Here is a 19,554-nt window from a genome sequence, read left to right as displayed (position 1 = left end):
CGCCAGATGTGCCGCGTGCGGACGCGCCCGCGGCTCCGACGACACCGAAGGACGAATGAGTGGTGGACAACGCTCCCCGAGTGCTTGCCGGGCGCTACCAGGTCGGTGAGCTCATCGGCCGTGGTGGCATGGCCGAGGTGCACATCGGGCACGACAACCGCCTCGGTCGCACCGTCGCGATCAAGATCCTGCGGTCCGACCTCGCCCGCGACCCCACCTTCCTCGCGCGCTTCCGCCGCGAGGCCCAGGCGGCCGCGTCCCTCAACCACCCGGCCATCGTCGCGGTGTACGACACCGGCGAGGACGTCCACGCGGACGCCACGGGGAACTCGGTGCACGTCCCGTTCATCGTCATGGAGTACGTCGAGGGCCACACCGTCCGCGACATCCTCCGCGACGGCCAGGCCGTCCCCATCGACGAGGCGGTCGAGATCACGGCGGGCGTGCTCGCGGCGCTCGAGTACTCGCACCACGCCGGCATCGTGCACCGCGACATCAAGCCCGCGAACGTCATGATCACGCCCACGGGCGCCGTCAAGGTCATGGACTTCGGCATCGCCCGCGCGATGGCGGACTCGGCCGCGACGATGACGCAGACCCAGGCCGTCATCGGCACCGCCCAGTACCTCTCGCCGGAGCAGGCGCGCGGCGAGACCGTCGACGCGCGCTCCGACCTGTACTCCACCGGCTGCCTGCTCTACGAGCTGCTCACCGGCCGTCCGCCGTTCATCGGCGACTCGCCCGTCGCGGTGGCGTACCAGCACGTGCGCGAGGCCCCGGCGACGCCGAGCGCCGTCGCACCCGACGTGCCCGAGGTCCTCGACCGCATCACGCTCAAGGCGCTCGCCAAGGACCGCACGGCCCGCTACTCGAACGCGGCGGAGTTCCGCGCCGACCTCGAGAACGCCGTGCGCGGCGGGGCGATCACGGCCCCCGCGCTCGGGGTCGCCGCGGCCGCGGCCGGCCTCGGTGCCGCCGCCGCGGCTGCCGACCTCCAGCCCACGATGGTGGAGTCCGCCACGCAGGTGATGGCCCCTGCGGCCGCCGCCCCGAACCCGTGGGCGACGAGCGTGGCGCCGGCCGTCCCGCCCGGCGACGAGGTCCCGGGCGAGGACGAGGAGGAGCCCAAGAGCCGCAAGGGCCTCATGTGGACCCTCATCGCGATCGGCGTGCTCGCCCTCGCCGCGATCATCACGATGCTCGTCATCAACAGCCAGGGCGAGGAGGAGCCGACGACGGGCACGGTCCCGACCCTGTCCGCGGGCGTGACGCCCGAGGAGGCCGAGCAGAAGATCACCGACGCCGGGTTCGCGTACGAGCAGGCCATCGACCAGGAGTCGACCGAGGCCGAGGGCACGTTCACGAAGACCGATCCCGCCGGGGGCACCGAGGCCGAGCTCGGCTCGACCGTCACCGCCTTCTTCTCCGCCGGACCCGACGCCGTCGTGATCCAGGACGTCAAGGGCAAGTCCCAGGACGAGGCGCGCCAGATCCTCGAGGGACAGGGGCTGACGGTCACCTCCGGAGGCTCCGAGGACTCGAAGGACGTCCCGAAGGACGCGGCGACGCGCACCGACCCCGCGGCCGGTCAGTCCGTCGCCGGGGGCTCGACCGTCACGCTCTATGTCTCGTCCGGACTCGTCGCCCTTCCTGAGCTCGTGGGCGACCAGCGCCAGAGCGCCGAGCAGAAGATCACGGACCTCGGCCTCAAGCCGGTCGTGAACGAGGTGGAGTCCGACGAGCCCGAGGGCCAGGTCGTCGCGCAGCGCCCCAACGCCGGCAGCGTGCCGCAGGGCTCGGAGGTCACCATCGACGTCGCGATCCCGCGCGCGGCCGAGACCACGAACGTCCCGAACAACCTCGTCGGCATGACCCTGGAGCAGGCGCAGGACGCTCTGGGCGGCGCACAGCTCAACCCCGGAAGGCAGCAGAACCAGGAGTCCGACCAGTGGCCGGCCGGCATCGTCATCGGCTCCGATCCCGGGGGCGGCACCGAGGTCGAGGTCGGCACCGAGGTGTCGCTCATCGTCTCGACGGGCCCCGGCCCGTCGACCGGGGGCGACAACGGCGGCGGAGGCAACGGCGGCCCCGGCAATGGCGGTGGCGGTGGCGACGAGGGCTGATCCCTCCGCCGATCCGGCGCCATGACGAAACGGGCCCCCACCTCGTGAGGTGGGGGCCCGTTTCGTCGTGCTGGCAGAGGCGGTGTCTCCACCGGTGGGGGCGGGGCTGCGGTCTCCGCCCGGACGGCGCCGCAGGGTCGACCCGGCTACTGCCGCACGAGCGGCGCCATGCCCGCCGAACGCTCGACGGCGCCGTCGAGCCCGCAGGTCTCGAGCCAGTTCGCGAGCAGACGGTGGCCGCCCTCGGTGAGCACGGACTCGGGGTGGAACTGGACGCCGTGGAGGGGCAGGTCCTTGTGCTGGAGTCCCATGATGACGCCGCCGGAGGTCGACGCGGTCACCTCGAGCTCGGCGGGCACGGTGTCGCTGACGACGGCGAGCGAGTGGTAGCGCGTCGCGGTGAACGGGGCGGGGAGCCCGGCCAGGACGCCCTCGCCCTCGTGCACGACGAGGCTCGTCTTGCCGTGCATGAGCTCGGGCGCGTGCGTGACCGTCGCGCCGTACACCTCGGCGAGCGCCTGGTGGCCGAGGCACACACCCAGCATCGGGGTGCGCGAGGTGGCGCACGCGCGGATGACCTGCTCGCTCTGCCCTGCCTCCTTGGGCGTTCCCGGTCCGGGGGAGACGAGCACGCCGTCGAACACGGTGCCGTCTGTGTCGTGGAACCGACCCTCGGCGTCGGGCTCGGGCACGGCGTCGTTGCGCACGACGACGGTCCGTGCGCCGAGCTGGTCGAGGTAGCCGACGATCGTGTAGACGAACGAGTCGTAGTTGTCCACGACGAGGATGCGGGTCTGGTGGGTCATCGCGGGGCCTCCACGGACACTGCGCCGGCGGCGTCGGTCTGGATGTTGGGGTCGTTGAACGGCATGTACTCGGACACGATCGGGAACAGCCACTCGAAGCACGCGAGCACGACGGCGGCCGCGAGGACGAGCAGGATCAGCACCCGGACCCACGCGGGCCCGGGCAGCACGCGCCACAGCGCCCCGTACATCACGCGCTCCCTTCGGCCGCAGGTGCGGCCTGGCCCACCAGGTCGGGCGGCGTGCCGTCCTCGACGGGCATCCAGTAGTCCAGCTTCGCGTTGACGATGAACCGCGCCACGAGCGAGTTCAGCCCGATCGGGTGGCACGTCGTCAGGGTCAGGTACCGCTCCGTCGGCTCGACGCCGGGCTGCCACGGGACGGGCGCCACGGCCTCCACCTGGTCGGGCTTCACGGCCTGCATGTGGTCCACGCGGTACACGTACCAGACCCCGCCCGCCTCCACGACGATCGGGTCACCGATCTCGAGCTCCTCCACGTCGTGGAAGATCTTGCCGTACGTCTGCCGGTGCCCCGCGAGCGAAAAGTTGCCGATGGCGCCCGGCATGACGGTCTCCGGGTAGTGCCCCGCCTGACCCTGGTCCAGGATCGAGCGCTTGTCCGTGCCCTCGGCGATCGGCATCATCTTGCCGTCCCAGCGCGGCACGTAGAGCGTGCCCCACACCTCACCGAGGGCGGGCGCCTCCATGACCGGAGGCTCGTCCCGGCGCACGGTCGTCCCGACGTCCGCGGCGTCCGGCGTGGGCGCGTCCATCTCCTCCAGGACCTGTGCCTGCACGCGGTCCGCCTGCACGTCCGTCCACCAGAGCTGCCAGACGACGTACAGCCCCAGCAGGATCCCGAGCGTGATGAGCAGCTCGCCGACGACGCCAACGACCGTGGACACGGCCCCGCGCCCCGAGGCGCGGCGGCCCGCGTGCCGCACCGGCGCGGGAGTCGTGGCCGTCACGACGCCACCGCGTCGGAGGGCCGGGCATAGCGGAGCTCGAGCGCGCCTTCGTAGCCGGGGAGCTCGAGGTCCGACTTGTCCTCGACCGACCAGCCCAGGTTCACGGCGTCGACGTACTCCTGGTACACCTGCACGCCGGGTGAGCGCTCCAGGGCGTCGCGCAGCGCATCGGGGTCGCCCACGGCCTCCACGACGTAGGGCGGCGAGTACACGCGGCCGTGCAGCAGGAGGATGTTGCCCGCGCAGCGGAACGCCGACGTCGCGGTGACGCGCTGACCCTGGAGCGTCATCGCCTCCGCGCCGCCGGCCCACAGGGCGTTGACGACGGACTGGATGTCCTGCTGGTGCACCACCAGGTCGTCCGGGCGGATCTGCGGCGGGTAGTTGCCCTCCGGGGGTGCGTCGTCGAGCGAGACGGACAGGCCCGTGCCGGTGACCGGCGTCGTGCCCGCCGCGACCGCGGTGCGCGCCGCGAGGTCGGGGTCGACGCCGGCCGGTGCGTCGCCGGCCTGCGACAGTCCCGCGATCTCCTCCGTGAGCGCGTCGACCTGAGCGGACAGGTCCGCCACGCGGTCCGACTCGCGGTCGACGAGCTGCGCGAGGTTCTCGGGGTGACGCGAGTCGTCGCCGCGGGCGAGGCGCGCGTTGGCCGTGAACATCACGCCGGCGAGCGCGAGGACGAGCGCGACGGTCACGGCGGACCGCACCCTGCGTGAACGCGGCGGTGCGGCAGGGGCTACGGGCGACGGCGCGGGACCGGCCGCGACCGCCTCGGTGGGCTCGTCCGGCGTCGCGGAGGCGGGGTCGGTGCTGCTCACGCGACCGTCTCCTTCCTGGGCGGACGAGGTCGTCGGCCGTCTCTCCGGCATGACTCTGCCGTGCGTCTGTCGTGTCGTCGTCGCCGCGACAGGGCCGTTGCCCGCGCGCGGTGTCCGTGCCTATTGTGTGCGCCCACTACGCTAGTCGACGAACGTCGTCCACGATCGTGACGGACCCGTGCTCCTACGGAGCCTCGCGGCGCGTCGACGACCTTCGCCCGAGCCATGCACGGTTCCTGCACGACGACGGCAGGCGTCCGCTCCCGCGGTGCGTCCCGACGCCGCCGCAGCGGACCCCACCAGGACAGGAGCCCACCCTCGTGCCCGAGTCGAAGTCGCGCAAGAAGCCCAAGCCGCAGCGCCCGCCGAGCGTGCCCAAGCCCGAGTCGGGCAACCCGCGCTGGCTCGTGCCCACGATGCTCGGGCTCATGCTCCTCGGGCTCGCGTGGATCGTGCTGTTCTACCTCAGCGGGTCCGCGCAGCTCCCGATCCCGGCGCTGGGCGCCTGGAACCTCGGCGTCGGCTTCGCGTTCATCATCGCGGGCTTCGCGCTCACCACGCGCTGGAAGTAGGCGGTCCGACGGCGGCCGCGCTCCTCGCGGGGCGCGGCGAGCCGATCGGCCCGTGAGACGGGGAACCACACCGGCGTAGTTCCACACCTGTGAGTAACCCTGGGGATAACTCGGCGGGGCCACCACCACCGGGGATCAGCCGACGAGGTGCCCGACCTGGTCGGCCGAGGCATAGGTCAGCCATGCCGCTGCGACGAGCACGACCGCGACGAGCGCCGTCGCGCCCACGGAGACCAGGGTGCGGCGGTCCTTCGGCGCGTACGCGTACGCGGCCCCGAGGACGAGACCGACGACGAGCCCACCGAGGTGCGCCTGCCACGCGATGCCGGTGAAGAACAGCCCGATGGCGAAGTTGATGCCGATGAGGACGACGATCTGCATCGCGTTGCGTCCCGTCCGGCGCAGCACGAGCAGGATGGCGCCGAAGAGCCCGAACACGGCGCCCGAGGCACCGACCACGGGCTGGTACCACCCCTCCGACGTCGGACCTCCGGCGAGGACGAGGTACCCGACCGAGCCGCCGATCGCCGACAGCAGGTAGAGCGCGACGAAGCGCCAGCGGCCGAGCATCTGCTCGAGGAACGGCCCCGTGACCCACAGCGCGTACATATTGAAGAGGATGTGGACGGGGCTCGTCGAGTGCAGGAACGCCGACGTGAGGAAGCGGTACGGCTCGTCCTCGCCGATGACCGGCGCGAACCACCACAGCCGCGTCCACTCGCCGCCGGTGACGAGCTGGAGGATCCAGCTCACGACGCACAGGCCGATGATGGTGAACGTCACGACCGGAGGGCCACCGCGCACCGCGCCGCCGAGCGCGGTGCGCTGCGTCGGCGCCTGCCGGGCCGCCTCGCGCACGCAGTCGACGCACTGCACGCCGACGGCCGCCGGACGTTGGCACTCGGGGCACGCGGGGCGGCCGCAGCGCTGGCAGCGCACGTACGACACCCGGTCCGGGTGCCGCGGGCACACGGGCGGGACGGCAGGACCGTCGTGCGGTCCGGCCGTCCCGTACGCGGGCGGGCCGGGAGGCCCGGGAGGTGTGGTCGAGATGATCAGTCCTCGACGGTGACCGACGTGATGACGATGTCCTCCTGCGGACGGTCGCCGGGGCGCGTCGGCGTGGCGTTGATCGCGTCGACGACCGCGCGAGACTCGTCGTCCGCCACCTCGCCGAAGATCGTGTGCTTGCCGTTGAGCCAGGTGGTGGGGACCGTCGAGATGAAGAACTGCGACCCGTTGGTGCCCTCGGCCTCGCCCGTGACCGGGTTGCGGCGCAGGCCCGCGTTCGCCATCGCCAGGAGGTAGGGGCGGTCGAACTGGAGCTCGGGGTGGATCTCGTCGTTGAACGTGTAGCCCGGACCGCCCGTCCCGGTGCCCAGCGGGCAGCCGCCCTGGATCATGAAGTCCTGGATCACGCGGTGGAAGATCAGGCCGTCGTAGAAGGGCTCGGTGCGCTCTGCGCCGGTGCGGGGGTCGGACCACGTCGTGGTGCCCTTCGCGAGCCCGACGAAGTTCGCCACCGTCTTCGGGGCGTGGTTCGGCAGGAGCTCGATCCGGATGTCACCTGCGGTCGTGTGGAGGGTTGCGAACATGGGCACCATCCTCCCACGAGACCCGCGCGCGACCCGTCCGACGCGATGTCTCGCGGGGTGGGCACGGTGGTGGCAGAGTGGTCGGAAACGCCCAACGCATCCGCCCTTTCGTCCCGTCGGACGACGACCCCGGGGAGCACGCATGACCCGTTCTCGCTCAGCGAGCGACTCCGTCAAGGACACGCTCGAGTCGATCGACACCGAGAAGCTCAAGGACCAGGCCGCGCAGGCCGCCGCGACGGCGCAGAGCGCCGCCAGCCAGCTCGCCGACCAGGCCAAGGACGCGGCCGTCCACGCCAAGGAATGGAGCACGCCCAAGGTCGAGGCGTTCCTCGAGTGGCTCCAGCCCCGCGTCGAGAAGGCGTGGCAGGACAGCATCCAGGCCGCCGCGCCGCGCGTCGAGAAGGCCGCGGGCAAGGCCGCGCCCGCCATCGACACCGCGCACGACAAGCTCGTCGACGACGTGCTGCCGAAGATCGTCGCGAGCTTCAACGCCGCCGCCGCCAGCGCCGCAGACTCCGCCCAGCGCGCGGCCGACAACGCTGCCGAGGCGACGGCTGCGGCATCCGCCGCCGCCGCAGCGGCGACCGGCCGGAAGGGGCGCAAGCTCGCCAAGCAGGCGCAGAAGGCCGCCGCCGAGGCCGCGAAGCAGGCGCAGAAGGCCGCGGGCAAGGCCGGTAAGAAGGCTTCGAAGCACGCGGACAAGGCGGCGGAGAAGGCGGCAGCCAAGCTCGCCGCCGCCGCCGACAAGGCGGCGGCCAAGGCCGCCGAGGCCGACGCCTCGAAGGGCAAGGGCCGCACCCTCTGGTGGATCGCCGGCGGCGTCACCGCCGCGGGCGTCGGTTACGTCCTCTACCGCCGCGCCCAGCCCACGACCGACCCCTGGGCCGAGCCGTGGGAGCAGGAGGAGCAGCAGGTCCACTTCGACGACGTCGTCGGCGACGCCCGGCACGCCGTCGGGGACGCCGCCGAGTCGCTGGGCGAGGCCGCGGGCGTCGCCGTCGCGAAGGGCCGCGAGGCGACCGACAAGCTCGCCGAGCGTGCCGCCGAGGTGCGAGACGACGTCAGCGACGCCGTCTCCGACGCCAAGGACGCCGCCAAGAAGGCCACCAGCCGCGCCCGCAGCACCACCCGCAGCGCGGCCTCGTCCGCCAAGGACGCTGCCGCGGACGCGAAGGACGACCTCGGCGACGCCGGCAAGAAGGCGCGCGAGGCGGCCGAGACCGCCGCGGAGGACGCCGCCGAGAAGGCCGACGACGTCTGAGTCGCCCGCCCCAGGCTGTTGACAGCTCGCAGGACGAAGGGTCCGCACCTCACGGTGCGGACCCTTCGTCGTGGTGGCCACTATGCTCCGACCGTGCATCGCGTGTGGCTGGCGCCACGTCCCGGCCGGCTCCTGGCATTCATGTGGCTTGTCAGCGCGCCAGGATCGATCCTGCGCCTGGACTGGGGGCCCGTGCTCTCGATGGCACTCGATCGGTACGTCGTCGTGATGCACCCTGCGACGCCGGGAGCCGAGGTCGTGCGGGCCAGAGACCGTCTGGAGTCCGTCGGACGCGTCGCGCGCGCTCGCTACCGATGGTCACGGGTCTCGAACGCGCTCGTGGCCGCCACCCCTGTCGTTTTCGTCTTCGTCGCTGCCGCGGCCTCCGAGAGCGCAGGGGGATCGACCGAAGCCGGCCTCGGACCGGCAGTACCGGTCTCACTCGTGTGGGCGGGGATCACGTTCTCCGTCGCCCAGTGGTGCGACACCCGGAGCCGTCGCTCCGTGCGGCAGATCGCCCGGATCTCTGCTCGCCACGTGCTCGTCTGCGCGCGTCTCGGCGAGAGCGCGGCGGTCCGTCGCGAGATCGCACGATCCGGGTCACGATCCATCGCGGAGCAGGACCACCTGGTGCAGCTCCTGTGGCGGGCCGCTGAGGCCGACCGAGCGCGTCGCCGATACCTCGAGGGTCCCCTGTTCGCCGACGACGAGTTCGCGACGATCCTCGACGCGGCGGAGTCGTCGCACACGGCGCTGGTCTCCTGGACGAGGAGTTCCGTCGCCACGGGGCTGGCAAGCCACTGTACCGGCTGGAGAACGCGAAGGGCCGCTGACAGGTCTTGACGACCTGTCAGCGGCCTTCCGCACGGTGGAGCCAGGGGGACTCGAACCCCCAACCCCCTGCTTGCAAAGCAGGTGCGCTACCAATTGCGCCATGGCCCCGGGTGACGCGGCCTGGGGCCGGTCAGGAGTGAGACGTGCTCACTCGAAGGTGTCGGTGACCTCTGCCCAGAGGTCACGCTCGGCGTTGTCCTCCGTGTACTTGCGCCACAGGAGATATCCGGCGCCGGCGGCGAGGAGCAGGACGAGAAGCTTCTTCATGACGTTCCCCCTCGAGTGGGTTCGGCAGTGGGCCTAAGAGGACTTGAACCTCTGACCTCTTCCTTATCAGGGAAGCGCTCTAACCGTCTGAGCTATAGGCCCGTGCGCGCCTCGACGGACAGCCCCGGGGGGCCGCTCCGCTCGCAGGCAGCGATTGAGGTTACCCCACCGGGAGCCGCAGACCCAAACCGAAGGGTCCGTGCCCCCGGTCGGGGCGCCGTCCTGGGTCAGTCGTCCGTGAGCGTGAGGTGCACGCCGCCCACGAGCGCTGCGACGATGTTGTACAGGAACGCCATGATCGTCGACAGCGCGGTGATGATCACCACGTTCACCACGCCCAGCAACGTGGCGATCGAGATCACGCGGCCGAACGCGACGTACTGCTGGATGTCGACGTCGGTCTCGGTGCCGACGATCTGCGTGAACAGGTCCTCGATCTTCGAGAAGACCATCATGCCGTCGAGGACGTACCAGACCACGGCCGTCGCGACGACGGTCATGATGCCGATCGCGACGGCGAGCAGGAAGCCGAGCTTCATCGCGGACCAGGGGTCGATGCGCGAGACCGCGAGCCGGACGCGGCGCGGGCCGCCGTCGTGCCGGACCGTGGGCGTCGCGCCCGTCGCCGGTCCCACGGCGGGCGTGGCACCGGTGAGCGGGGTCGCGGAGCCGGACACGCCGGCCGCGGAGTAGTGCAGCGAGGCCGCCGCCGGGGCGTTCGTCGCGGCCGAGGCCGCCGAGGTGGTCGTGGGCACGCGCCTCACCGTCTCGTCGTCGATCTCGTCGTGACCGGGCTGAGGTTCGGACTCCGCCGGCGCGGCCGGGACCGCCGCGGAGACCTTCTTGGCCGCGGTCTTCGCCGCGGCGATGGCAGCAGCGGCCGCCTTCACGGCACCCGCGCGCGCGACGGCGACGCGGCTCTCGCCCGACGCCCGCTCCATCCCGTCGTCGTCGACGCCGCGCTCCGGGGCGGCCTGGCTCCCGGACTGGCTCGGAGGCGGCGGCGGAGGAGGAGGCGGGACGGCGCCCGACGCCGAACCGTTCGACGCGCCCTTCGACTCCGCGTGCTTGCTCGCCGTGGACGCACCCGCGCGCGAGGTCGTGTCCGTGTCGGGACGCGGCACGGTCAGCCGGGGCGTGATCGTCGGCGGTGCGTTGTTCTCGCTGCTCATCTGGTTTCCTCGGTGGTTCCGGGGGCCGGCTCGGTCCCGCTCGCCCCGTCGGACGAGGCGGTCGGGTCGACGATCGGTGCGCTGCTCGTGTCGGTGCCGACCGGGGCCGTACCGGTCCCGTCCTCGCCCTCCACGGTATCCCGATCCTCTCCGAGACGACGCTCGACGTTCCGCGCGACCGCGATGATGCGGTCGCCCTTGTCGGGCTTCGCGAACGTCACCCCCTGCGTGTTGCGGCCCGTGAGGTTCACCTCGTCGACCGCGGACCGCACGATCTTCCCGCGTTCCATGATCACCAGCACCTCGTCGTCGGCCTCTGTCACCAGAGCCCCCACGAGATCTCCACGAGCCTCCACCAGGTTCGCGACCTTGATGCCCAGCCCGCCGCGTCCCTGGACCCGGTACTCGTCGATCCGCGTGCGCTTGGCGAACCCGCCCTCGGTCACGACGAAGAGGTCGGAACCCTCCTCGACCACGTCCGCCGAGAGGAGCTCGTCGCCCTCGCGGAACTTCATGCCCGTCACGCCCGACGTCGCGCGCCCCAGCGGCCGCATCGTGTCGTCCCCGGCGGGGAAGCGGATCGACTGGCCCTTGCGCGAGACGAGGATGAGGTCGTCGTCGGCGTCGACGAGGAGCGCCGCGACGAGCTCGTCGGGCGTGCCCGCCTCGTCCTCGCGCAGGTTGATCGCGATGAGCCCGCCCGAGCGCGGCGAGTCGTACTCGGACAACCGCGTCTTCTTGACGAGCCCGCGGCGCGTCGCCAGGACCAGGTACTCCGCGGCGTCGTAGTCGCGCAGGTCGAGCACCTGCGCGATCTTCTCGCCGGGCTGGAACGCGAGCAGGTTGGCCACGTGCTGGCCCTTGGCGTCGCGGCCGCCCTCGGGGAGCTCGTACGCCTTGGCGCGGTAGACCCGCCCGAGGTTCGTGAAGAACAGCAGCCAGTGGTGCGTCGTCGTCACGAAGAAGTGGTCGACGATGTCGTCCTCGCGCAGCTGCGCGCCGCGCACGCCCTTGCCGCCACGCTTCTGCGCGCGGTAGTTGTCGCTGCGCGTGCGCTTCACGTAGCCGCCGCGCGTGATGGTGACGACCATCTCCTCCTCGGCGATGAGGTCCTCGATCGAGACCTCGCCGTCGAAGGGGAGGATCGTCGTGCGGCGCTCGTCGCCGTACTTGGCGACGATCTCGCCCATCTCCTCGCCGACGATCGTCCGCTGGCGCTCCGGCTTGGCGAGGATGTCCTCGTAGTCGAGGATCTTGCGCTCGAGCTCGTCGTGCTCGTCGAGGATCTTCTGCCGTTCGAGCGCCGCCAGACGGCGGAGCTGGAGGTTGAGGATCGCCGTCGCCTGGACCTCGTCCACGCCCAGCAGCTCCATGAGGCCCGCGCGCGCCACCTCGACGTCGGGGGAGCGACGGATGAGCGCGATGACCTCGTCGAGCGCGTCCAGCGCCTTGAGGTAGCCGCGCAGGATGTGGATGCTGCGCTCGGCCTCGGCGAGCAGGTAGCGCGTACGCCGCACGACGACGTCGAGCTGGTGGGTCGTCCAGTGACGGACGAACGCGTCGAGGCTCAGGGTGCGCGGGACGCCGTCGACGAGCGCGAGCATGTTCGCGCCGAACGTGTCCTGGAGCTGCGTGTGCTTGTAGAGGTTGTTGAGCACGACCTTCGCCACGGCGTCGCGCTTGAGCACGATCACGAGGCGCTGCCCCGTGCGACCCGACGTCTCGTCACGGATGTCGGCGATGCCCTGGACGCGGCCGTCCTTGACGAGGTCGGCGATCTTCGCCGCGAGGTTGTCGGGGTTCACCTGGTAGGGGAGCTCGGTGACGACCAGGCACACACGGCCCTGGATCTCCTCGACGTTGACCACCGCGCGCATCGTGATCGAGCCGCGGCCGGTCCGGTACGCCTCCTCGATGCCCTTGTGGCCGAGGATCGTCGCGCCGGTCGGGAAGTCCGGGCCCTTGATGCGCAGCAGGAGCGCCGCGAGGAGCTCCTCGCGGGTCGCCTCGGGGTGGTCCAGGTGCCACTGGACGCCCTCGGCGACCTCACGCAGGTTGTGCGGCGGGATGTTCGTCGCCATGCCGACGGCGATGCCCGCCGAGCCGTTGACCAGCAGGTTCGGGAACCTCGACGGCAGGACCGCCGGCTCCTGCGTGCGGCCGTCGTAGTTGTCCTGGAAGTCGACGGTGTCCTTGTCGATGTCCCGGACCATCTCCATGGCGATCGGGGCCATGCGGCACTCGGTGTACCGCGGGGCGGCCGCCGGGTCGTTGCCGGGGGATCCGAAGTTCCCCTGGCCTGCCACCAGCGGGTAGCGCAGCGACCAGTCCTGCACGAGGCGGACGAGCGCGTCGTAGATCGCGCTGTCGCCGTGGGGGTGGAACTTGCCCATGACGTCGCCGACGACGCGCGAGCACTTCGAGTACGACCGGTCGGGTCGGTAGCCGCCGTCGTACATCGCGTACAGCACGCGGCGGTGCACGGGCTTGAGCCCGTCGCGCACGTCCGGCAGCGCACGCCCGACGATGACGCTCATCGCATAGTCGAGGTACGACCGCTGCATCTCGAGCTGGAGGTCGACCTGCTCGATGCGCCCGTGGTGCACGGCGACCGCCGTACCGTCGGCGTGCACGATCTCCTCGGCCCCGTCGCCGGGAGCCGTGGGCTCGGTCTCGGGATTCTGCTCGTCGGTCACGGTCTACCTCGTTCGTTCGTTCCTGCGTGCTCGCTGCGCTCGTCGTCTGCCGCGGTCCGCGCCACCGGGGCGCGTTCGCGGGCCGGCCGCCCGCGCGGGGCGGGCACCGGCTGGTCAGATGTCAAGGAACCGCACGTCCTTCGCGTTCCGCTGGATGAAGCTGCGGCGGGACTCGACGTCCTCGCCCATGAGGACGGAGAAGATCTCGTCCGCGGCGGCGGCGTCGTCCAGCGTGACCTGGTTGAGCGTGCGGTGCTCGGGGTCCATGGTCGTGTCCCACAGCTCCGAGTAGTCCATCTCGCCCAGACCCTTGTAGCGCTGGATCCCGTTCTCCTTCGGGATCCGCTTGCCGGCCGCCTGCCCGGCCGCGAGGAACGCGTCGCGCTCCTTGTCCGAGTAGACGTAGTCGTGCGGGGCGTTGGACCACTTGAGCCGGTACAGCGGCGGCTGCGCGAGGTAGACGTGCCCGTTCTCGATGAGGGGGCGCATGTACCGGAAGAGCAGAGTGAGCAGGAGCGTCGCGATGTGCTGGCCGTCGACGTCCGCGTCGGCCATGAGGACGATCTTGTGGTACCGCAGCTTCGCGAGGTCGAAGTCCTCGCCGATGCCCGTGCCGAACGCCGTGATGATCGACTGGACCTCCTGGTTGGACAGGGCCCGGTCGAGGCGCGCGCGCTCGACGTTGAGGATCTTGCCGCGGATCGGGAGGATCGCCTGCGTCTGCGGGTTGCGACCGCGGACGGCGGAACCGCCGGCCGAGTCACCCTCGACGATGAAGATCTCGCACTCCTCGGCGCGGTTCGACTGGCAGTCGCGCAGCTTGCCGGGCATGCCGCCCGACTCCAGCAGGCCCTTGCGGCGCGTGGCCTCGCGCGCCTTGCGGGCCGCGATGCGCGCCTGGGACGCCTGGATCGCCTTGCGGATGACGTCGCGCCCCTCGTTCGGGTGCGAGTCGAACCAGTCGGTGAGCTGCTCGTGGACGACGCGCTGGACGAACGTCTTCGCCTCGGTGTTGCCGAGCTTCGTCTTCGTCTGGCCCTCGAACTGGGGCTCGCCGAGCTTGACGGAGACGACGGCGGTCAAGCCCTCGCGGATGTCGTCGCCCGTGAGGTTGTCGTCCTTCTCCTTGAGGATGCCCTTGTCGCGCGCGTAACGGTTGACCAGCGAGGTCATCGCGGCGCGGAAGCCCTCCTCGTGCGTACCGCCCTCGGTCGTGGAGATGGTGTTCGCGTACGTGTGCACGGACTCGGAGTACGCGCTGGTCCACTGCATCGCGATCTCGACCGAGATCCGCTTCTCGGTGTCCTCCGACTCGAAGTCGATGACGTCGGGGTGGACGAGCTCGACCTTCTTCGCCGAGTTGAGGTGCTTGACGTAGTCGACGAGGCCGCCGTCGTACTTGTACGAGACGGTGCGAGCCGGGGTGGCCGCGCCCGACGTCGCGTCGTCCGCCCCGGACACACCGTCCGCGTCGGCCGTCCCGTCGCCCCCGGTGACCTCGTCGCCCGTGTCGAGGTGGGCGGGACGCTCGTCCGTCAGCGTGATGTGCAGGCCCTTGTTGAGGAACGCCATCTGCTGGAAGCGGGCGCGCAGGGTCTCGAAGTCGTACTCGGTCGTCTCGAAGATCCCCGGGTCGGCCCAGAACGTCTGCGTGGTGCCCGTCTCGTCCGACGGCTCGAGCCGCTCGACTGGCGTCACCGGGTTGCCGCCCTCGGTGAACTCCTGGCGCCACGAGTACCCGTCACGACGGACCTCGGACACCATGCGCGTCGACAGCGCGTTGACGACGGACATGCCGACGCCGTGCAGCCCGCCGGAGACCGCGTACCCGCCGCCGCCGAACTTGCCGCCCGCGTGGAGGATCGTCATGACGACCTCGAGCGTCGGCTTGCCCTCGGTCGGGTGGATCGCGACGGGGATGCCGCGGCCGTTGTCGACGACGCGGACGCCGCCGTCCGCGAGGAGGGTCACGTCGATCGTGTCCGCGTGCCCGGCGAGGGCCTCGTCCACAGAGTTATCCACAATCTCGTACACAAGGTGGTGGAGGCCGCGCTCGCCGGTCGAGCCGATGTACATGCCCGGACGCTTGCGGACCGCCTCGAGGCCCTCGAGGACGGTGATGTTGCTCGCGTCGTAGCCGCCGCCCGCCGAGGGTGCCGCCTCCGCGGACGCCGTCGGGTCGGAGATGGCGGTGTCGGTGTGGTCTGCCACGGGCAGGACTGCTCCTCGTCGTCGTGCAGACTGCGCCCGCGTTCGCGCGGAAGCAGGGCGCTGCTGCTCAAGGGTTCCGGGCCCGCACCACGGTCGGCGTCGGCTCCTCCGCGAGGGTGGGCGGTCGGCCGTGGACGGCTGGCCGCGCCTCCTCGGAGGGGCTGCGCGCACGGGTGGTGAACAGACCCGGAATGACCTCCCCAGTCTACCCGCCACGACCCGAATTCCGCGGATTGTGGCGCCCCTGGGGACATCTCCGAGGGCGTTTCCGACGTGATCCGTGCGGTGCCGTCGTGAGTTCTCCACATCGTTGTCCACAGGCCGTGCGTACAGGCGGCCCGACGGTCCGGCCACCCATCGCCGGAACGCGGGCAGACCACCGCGCCGGGGCAGTCGTGGGAACGCTCCCGGTCCTGACAAGTCGGGAATCGGCATTTCGCCGCGAAGGTGGTCTAATACCACACACCATCCTGATTCGCGCGTCGTCCGCGCACGGAGTGATCGGCGCGCGGGCGGCCCGACACCGAAGGGACCCTCACCCCGTGAAGAGACTCCTCGCGAGCGCTGCGGCGACAGCGCTCGCACTCGGCGGCCTGCTCGTGGCCACCGCGGCCCCCGCCTCCGCCCACAGCGGCGGACCCGTCGCCGACTGCCAGAGCCTGAAGGTCGACCTCTGGGCCTACGCACCCGGGAACGGCCTGACCGTCGTCGTCGACGGCAAGACGCTCGAGCCCCGCAGCTTCGACGGGCACTTCAAGAAGACCTACGATCTCGACCCGACCCAGGACCACACCTGGAGCGTCGCCGTCGACGCCTCGGACAACGACAGGTACGACAAGTCCTGGAAGGGCACGACGACGGCCTGCGAGGCTCCCGAGGAGGAGAGCCCGGTCCAGGTCGGCGTCTACGTCTACCCCAAGCTCGACCCGACGCGGGGTGCTGCCTGGGAGAACTCGGGACCGCAGAAGCTCGTCACGAGCGACGAGGTCGCGCTGCCCGAGGAGCCCTGGGACAAGACGTGGCTCGTCGCGCCTCTCGACCTCGAGGCTGTGCGCGAGGTCGCCAGGACTATCGAGCCCGACGTGACCACCGAGGAGCTGTGCACCGCGTGGGCGGTCCAGCAGGACCTCGTCGACCTGCCCGGTGGCCTGGCCGAGCTCCCGGCGGACATCCGCTACTCGCCCGACGGCAAGCACCTCGGCGAGTTCCCCGACGGCACCCTCATCTCCTGGGACCACCAGGACCTCGTGAAGCTGTTCCCCGAGGGCGCGTGCGACACGCCCGAGCCGGTGGACGAGGAGGTCGTCGCCCCCGCGACGCCGGTCGTCCCCTCCGCGGTCGAAGTGTGCGGTACCGAGCTGACGGAGGAGAACGTCCCGGCCGAGTCCGAGGAGTTCCGCTACACGGTCACGGCCGAGGGCGTCGTCGCGGAGCCGAAGGACGCCACCGTGGAGTTCTCGGCGGAGACGACCGAGCTCGGCTACGTCGTCGCCGAGGACGGCCGCAGCGCGCTCTTCCCGATCGCGGACCTGCTGCCGTCCGAGGAGGCCTGCGCGCTCGTCCCGGGCGCGATCGAGGCGGTCTGCGAGGGTGACGTGCCCTACCTCGGCTACGAGGTGGCGCTGCCCGAGGGGATCACGGTCGACGACGAGAACCCGCTGACGATCACGTTCCTGCACCCGAACGGTGGCGAGAACTACGTCGTGGAGGGCCAGCCGTTGAACGGGACGATCCTGTGGCCCGGCGCCTCGGCGGAGGAGCCGCAGCAGTGGCCCGGCTTCGTCCGCAACGAGGACGGGTCGTACACCGAGACCGAGGGCAACTACGCCTGGACGCGTGACGGTGTCGAGGTCCTCTTCGAGGTCAACCCGGCGTACTCGACGGTCGTGTCCTACCCGCCGGCGACGAGCGCGTGCGCCAACCCTCCCGTCGCGCCCGTCGCGGCCGAGGACGTCCCCGCACCCGTGGGGGCGAGCGGTCCCGAGCTCGCCACGACCGGTGCGACCGTCGCCGGTGCCGCGGCGTTCGCCGCGCTGCTCGTCGGGGGCGGCGCCCTGGTGTTCTGGCTGCGTCGCCGCGTGCAGTCCTGACCCCATGACGTGGTGACCAGCGCCCCGGTCACCGCGCGCGAGGCCCGCCGTGACCTGGTCACGGCGGGCCTCGTCGTCTGTCGGCACCGCTACTGGTGCGCCTCCGGCCGACGGTGGCGGCGCCGTCGGGCACTCAGCCCCAGGTGTCGCGCGGCCCGGGTCCGCGGACCGACTTCTTGCCGCGACGGAAGCTCGGCCCCGCCGGGCCGAGGACCGTGACCGTCTCCACGACGCCCTCGCCGACCTCGCGCGCGAGCCGCTCGAGGAGCTGTGGTGCGAGCAGACGCACCTGCGTCGCCCACGCGGTCGAGTCCGCCCGCACGACGAGGACCTTGTCCTCGAACGTCTCCGGCTCGCAGTGGTCCGCCACCTGGTCGCCGACCACCTCGCGCCACCGCCCGACCACACCGCCCACCGACACGTCGGCGACCCAGTCGCGCTCCCGCAGCAGGCGCGCGACGACGTCGCCCAGGAGCTGCGGGTCGCGTCCGCCCGGCCGGGCGCCCGACGTGGGCGGGTCGGCCAGGATCCGACGGCGAGGCTCCTGCCCCGGCCGCAGTCCCTTCGCCCGGGCCGCCGCCTTCGCGCGGTTGAGCGCCTGCCGTGCTACCTCCGCCGGCGGCGTCAGCTCCACGACGTCTCCGACAGGCACCCCCGTCGCCCGAGGCTCCACCTCGTCCCGGTCTTCGACAGGCGGGCCCGCCGACGCGGCGCGGACGGATGGCGAGGCCGCGTCCTTCTTCCGCTCCCAGGGCGGCCCAGCGCCACCGGACGACGCCGCGCCCCGCGATCCGTCACGGTTCGACACGAGTCACCGTCCCCTCGTGGACGGCGAACCGCGCCCCGTCCAGGAGGGCGGGGACGTCGTCGGGCACGGCCGCGGTGATGATGACCTGGCCGGCGCCCGCGACGAGCTCGGCCAGCCGCTCGCGGCGCCGCACGTCGAGCTCGGCGAACACGTCGTCGAGCACGAGCACGGGCTCGCCGTCAGGACCCCACTGGTCCGCCCACAGGAGCGAGTCGAGCCCTGCCGGCGCCCCGTCCTTGAGGAGGCGGTACGACGCGAGGCGCAGGGCGAGGGCGAACGACCACGACTCGCCGTGGCTCGCGTAGCCCTTCGCCGGCAGGCCGCCCAGGGTGAGCACGACGTCGTCGCGGTGCGGCCCGACGAGGTTCACCCCGCGTTCGATCTCCTTGGCCCGCACCACCCGCATGGCATCCAGCATGCGCTTCTCGAGCGTCGGCGCGTCGGGGAGGCCCGACGTCGGTCCGGCGCCGTCGGGGCCCGGCGCACCCGTCGCGGGGGCACCGTCGCGGGCACCGTCCGGGTCGAGCGCCTCGTCGACCGACGAGCGGTAGGCGATCCGCGCCTCGCCCTGCCCGGCGCTGACCTGCTCGTACGCCTCCGCGACGTAGGGCGTGAGGGCCGTCACGAGCTGGAGCCGCAGGGCCGTGATCTCGGCGCCGAGGCTCGCGAGCCGGGCGTCCCAGACCTCGAGCGTCGCGAGCGGGGACGACGCCCCCTCGGGCGCGGCGTCGTCCGCCGGCGGCTCCGCGATCGCGGGACGGCGGGTCCCGCGGCCGCGCCCCCGGAGCGCGGTCGCGGACTTGAGGAGTGCCCCCCGCTGGCGCAGCACCCGCTCGTAGTCAGCGAGGAGCGCCGAGACTCGTGGGACCAGGAGGACGGCGAGCTGGTCGAGGAACCGTCGGCGACCGTCCGGGTCACCCTTGACCAGGGCGAGGTCCTCCGGCGCGAAGAGGACGGTCCGCACGATGCCGAGGACGTCGCGGGGCCGCTGCGCGGGCGATCGGTTGATGCGAGCGCGGTTCGCGCGGCCGGAGGCGATCTCCAGCTCGACCGTGCTCGCCCGGTCTCCCCGGACGACCCGCGTCCGGACGACGGCACGCGTGGCGCCCGCGCGGACGAGCGCCGCGTCGCCCGCGACCCGGTGGCTCGCGAGCGTCGCCACGTACCCGATCGCCTCGACGAGGTTCGTCTTGCCCTGGCCGTTCTGCCCGACGAGGGCGTTCACGCCCGGGACGAGCTCGACGTCGACGGACTCGTAGGACCGGAAGTCGACGAGGGACAGGTGCGAGACGTACATCGGTTCAGCGAGAGGTCGAGGACGAGGCGGG

The 19,554-nt window shown here is 71.9% G+C and carries 17 protein-coding genes and 2 tRNA genes; 5 read left to right on the top strand and 14 right to left on the bottom strand.

The genetic code is table 11. From position 1 onward, the window contains the following. Window positions 1-59: 59 nt before the first annotated feature. The gene (pknB, locus tag AC6CH9_RS10895) at window positions 60-2,123 is read left to right on the top strand and encodes a Stk1 family PASTA domain-containing Ser/Thr kinase (RefSeq protein ID WP_498154889.1); all 2,064 of its coding nucleotides are present in this window, start codon (window positions 60-62) and stop codon (window positions 2,121-2,123) included. Between the two features lie 146 nt (window positions 2,124-2,269). On the opposite strand, the gene AC6CH9_RS10890 is transcribed toward pknB, so the two are convergent. From AC6CH9_RS10890 to AC6CH9_RS10875, 4 genes are read right to left on the bottom strand one after another with little or no spacing between them, the layout of a single operon-like run. Then, window positions 2,270-2,929, bottom strand: coding sequence for an aminodeoxychorismate/anthranilate synthase component II (locus AC6CH9_RS10890; protein WP_498154888.1), 660 nt, complete (start codon window positions 2,927-2,929; stop codon window positions 2,270-2,272). Continuing rightward, a complete protein-coding gene (locus AC6CH9_RS10885) occupies window positions 2,926-3,120 on the bottom strand; it encodes a hypothetical protein (protein WP_253051602.1) in 195 nt (64 codons plus the stop codon). Before AC6CH9_RS10885 ends, AC6CH9_RS10890 begins: the two co-directional genes overlap by 4 nt. Then, a complete protein-coding gene (locus AC6CH9_RS10880; protein WP_498154887.1) occupies window positions 3,120-3,899 on the bottom strand; it encodes a class E sortase in 780 nt (259 codons plus the stop codon). Before AC6CH9_RS10880 ends, AC6CH9_RS10885 begins: the two co-directional genes overlap by 1 nt. Beyond that, a complete protein-coding gene (locus tag AC6CH9_RS10875) occupies window positions 3,896-4,717 on the bottom strand; it encodes a DUF881 domain-containing protein (RefSeq protein ID WP_498154886.1) in 822 nt (273 codons plus the stop codon). The genes AC6CH9_RS10880 and AC6CH9_RS10875 overlap by 4 nt, the downstream gene beginning before the upstream one ends. A 320-nt stretch (window positions 4,718-5,037) precedes the next feature. On the opposite strand from AC6CH9_RS10875, the gene AC6CH9_RS10870 reads away from it, so the two are divergent. Then, window positions 5,038-5,289 (top strand): cell division protein CrgA, encoded by a 252-nt coding sequence (locus AC6CH9_RS10870; RefSeq protein ID WP_141389771.1) that lies wholly within the window; start codon window positions 5,038-5,040, stop codon window positions 5,287-5,289. A gap of 135 nt (window positions 5,290-5,424) precedes the next feature. Here the strand turns inward: AC6CH9_RS10870 and AC6CH9_RS10865 are convergent, their stop codons facing one another. Together AC6CH9_RS10865 and AC6CH9_RS10860 are read right to left on the bottom strand one after the other, a co-directional pair. Further along, entirely contained in the window at window positions 5,425-6,237 is an 813-nt protein-coding gene (locus AC6CH9_RS10865) for a rhomboid family intramembrane serine protease (RefSeq protein ID WP_498154885.1), read from the bottom strand. 107 nt (window positions 6,238-6,344) lie between these two features. Then, window positions 6,345-6,884: a peptidylprolyl isomerase gene (locus tag AC6CH9_RS10860; protein WP_498154884.1), complete on the bottom strand. Its 540-nt coding sequence runs from the start codon at window positions 6,882-6,884 to the stop codon at window positions 6,345-6,347. 142 nt (window positions 6,885-7,026) lie between these two features. Between AC6CH9_RS10860 and AC6CH9_RS10855 the strand changes: the two genes are divergently transcribed. Then, on the top strand, window positions 7,027-8,148 hold the full coding sequence (locus AC6CH9_RS10855; protein ID WP_498154883.1) for a hypothetical protein: 1,122 nt from the start codon (window positions 7,027-7,029) through the stop codon (window positions 8,146-8,148). A 93-nt stretch (window positions 8,149-8,241) separates the two neighbouring features. Then, entirely contained in the window at window positions 8,242-8,991 is a 750-nt protein-coding gene (locus AC6CH9_RS10850) for a hypothetical protein (RefSeq protein WP_498154882.1), read from the top strand. A gap of 26 nt (window positions 8,992-9,017) precedes the next feature. Here the strand turns inward: AC6CH9_RS10850 and AC6CH9_RS10845 are convergent. From AC6CH9_RS10845 to gyrB, 6 genes are all read right to left on the bottom strand, one after another. After that, window positions 9,018-9,090, bottom strand: a tRNA-Ala gene (locus tag AC6CH9_RS10845). Window positions 9,091-9,129: 39 nt separating this feature from the next. Next, a complete protein-coding gene (locus AC6CH9_RS10840; RefSeq protein ID WP_208863433.1) occupies window positions 9,130-9,249 on the bottom strand; it encodes a DLW-39 family protein in 120 nt (39 codons plus the stop codon). 28 nt (window positions 9,250-9,277) lie between these two features. Then, a tRNA-Ile gene (locus tag AC6CH9_RS10835) sits at window positions 9,278-9,351 on the bottom strand. A 125-nt stretch (window positions 9,352-9,476) separates the two neighbouring features. Further along, window positions 9,477-10,421 (bottom strand): DUF3566 domain-containing protein, encoded by a 945-nt coding sequence (locus tag AC6CH9_RS10830; protein ID WP_498154881.1) that lies wholly within the window; start codon window positions 10,419-10,421, stop codon window positions 9,477-9,479. After that, window positions 10,418-13,057, bottom strand: a complete 2,640-nt coding sequence (gene gyrA, locus AC6CH9_RS10825) for a DNA gyrase subunit A (protein ID WP_498154951.1) — start codon at window positions 13,055-13,057, stop codon at window positions 10,418-10,420. Before gyrA ends, AC6CH9_RS10830 begins: the two co-directional genes overlap by 4 nt. A gap of 174 nt (window positions 13,058-13,231) precedes the next feature. Further along, window positions 13,232-15,304: a DNA topoisomerase (ATP-hydrolyzing) subunit B gene (gyrB, locus tag AC6CH9_RS10820; protein WP_498154950.1), complete on the bottom strand. Its 2,073-nt coding sequence runs from the start codon at window positions 15,302-15,304 to the stop codon at window positions 13,232-13,234. A 566-nt stretch (window positions 15,305-15,870) separates the two neighbouring features. Between gyrB and AC6CH9_RS10815 the strand changes: the two genes are divergently transcribed. Beyond that, window positions 15,871-17,418: a hypothetical protein gene (locus tag AC6CH9_RS10815; RefSeq protein WP_498154880.1), complete on the top strand. Its 1,548-nt coding sequence runs from the start codon at window positions 15,871-15,873 to the stop codon at window positions 17,416-17,418. Between the two features lie 133 nt (window positions 17,419-17,551). On the opposite strand, the gene AC6CH9_RS10810 is transcribed toward AC6CH9_RS10815, so the two are convergent. Both AC6CH9_RS10810 and recF read right to left on the bottom strand, forming a co-directional pair. Then, the gene (locus AC6CH9_RS10810) at window positions 17,552-18,052 is read right to left on the bottom strand and encodes a DciA family protein (protein WP_087472626.1); all 501 of its coding nucleotides are present in this window, start codon (window positions 18,050-18,052) and stop codon (window positions 17,552-17,554) included. Between the two features lie 160 nt (window positions 18,053-18,212). After that, complete coding sequence (gene recF / locus AC6CH9_RS10805; protein ID WP_498154879.1) at window positions 18,213-19,523, bottom strand: DNA replication/repair protein RecF; 1,311 nt, start codon at window positions 19,521-19,523, stop codon at window positions 18,213-18,215. Between the last annotated feature and the right edge of the window lie 31 nt (window positions 19,524-19,554).

The sequence above is a fragment of the Cellulosimicrobium sp. GQ32 genome (genome assembly GCF_059758455.1).
This window is presented reverse-complemented; position numbering and strand designations above follow the sequence as displayed.

Bases quoted from the DNA above. Each gene is read 5' to 3' on its own strand.
- AC6CH9_RS10890 (WP_498154888.1), bottom strand. From the start codon at position 2,929: ATGACCCACCAGACCCGCATCCTCGTCGTGGACAACTACGACTCGTTC.
- AC6CH9_RS10885 (WP_253051602.1), bottom strand. From the start codon at position 3,120: ATGTACGGGGCGCTGTGGCGCGTGCTGCCCGGGCCCGCGTGGGTCCGG.
- AC6CH9_RS10860 (WP_498154884.1), bottom strand. From the start codon at position 6,884: ATGTTCGCAACCCTCCACACGACCGCAGGTGACATCCGGATCGAGCTC.
- AC6CH9_RS10855 (WP_498154883.1), top strand. From the start codon at position 7,027: ATGACCCGTTCTCGCTCAGCGAGCGACTCCGTCAAGGACACGCTCGAG.
- AC6CH9_RS10840 (WP_208863433.1), bottom strand. From the start codon at position 9,249: ATGAAGAAGCTTCTCGTCCTGCTCCTCGCCGCCGGCGCCGGATATCTC.
- AC6CH9_RS10830 (WP_498154881.1), bottom strand. From the start codon at position 10,421: ATGAGCAGCGAGAACAACGCACCGCCGACGATCACGCCCCGGCTGACC.
- recF (WP_498154879.1), bottom strand. From the start codon at position 19,523: ATGTACGTCTCGCACCTGTCCCTCGTCGACTTCCGGTCCTACGAGTCC.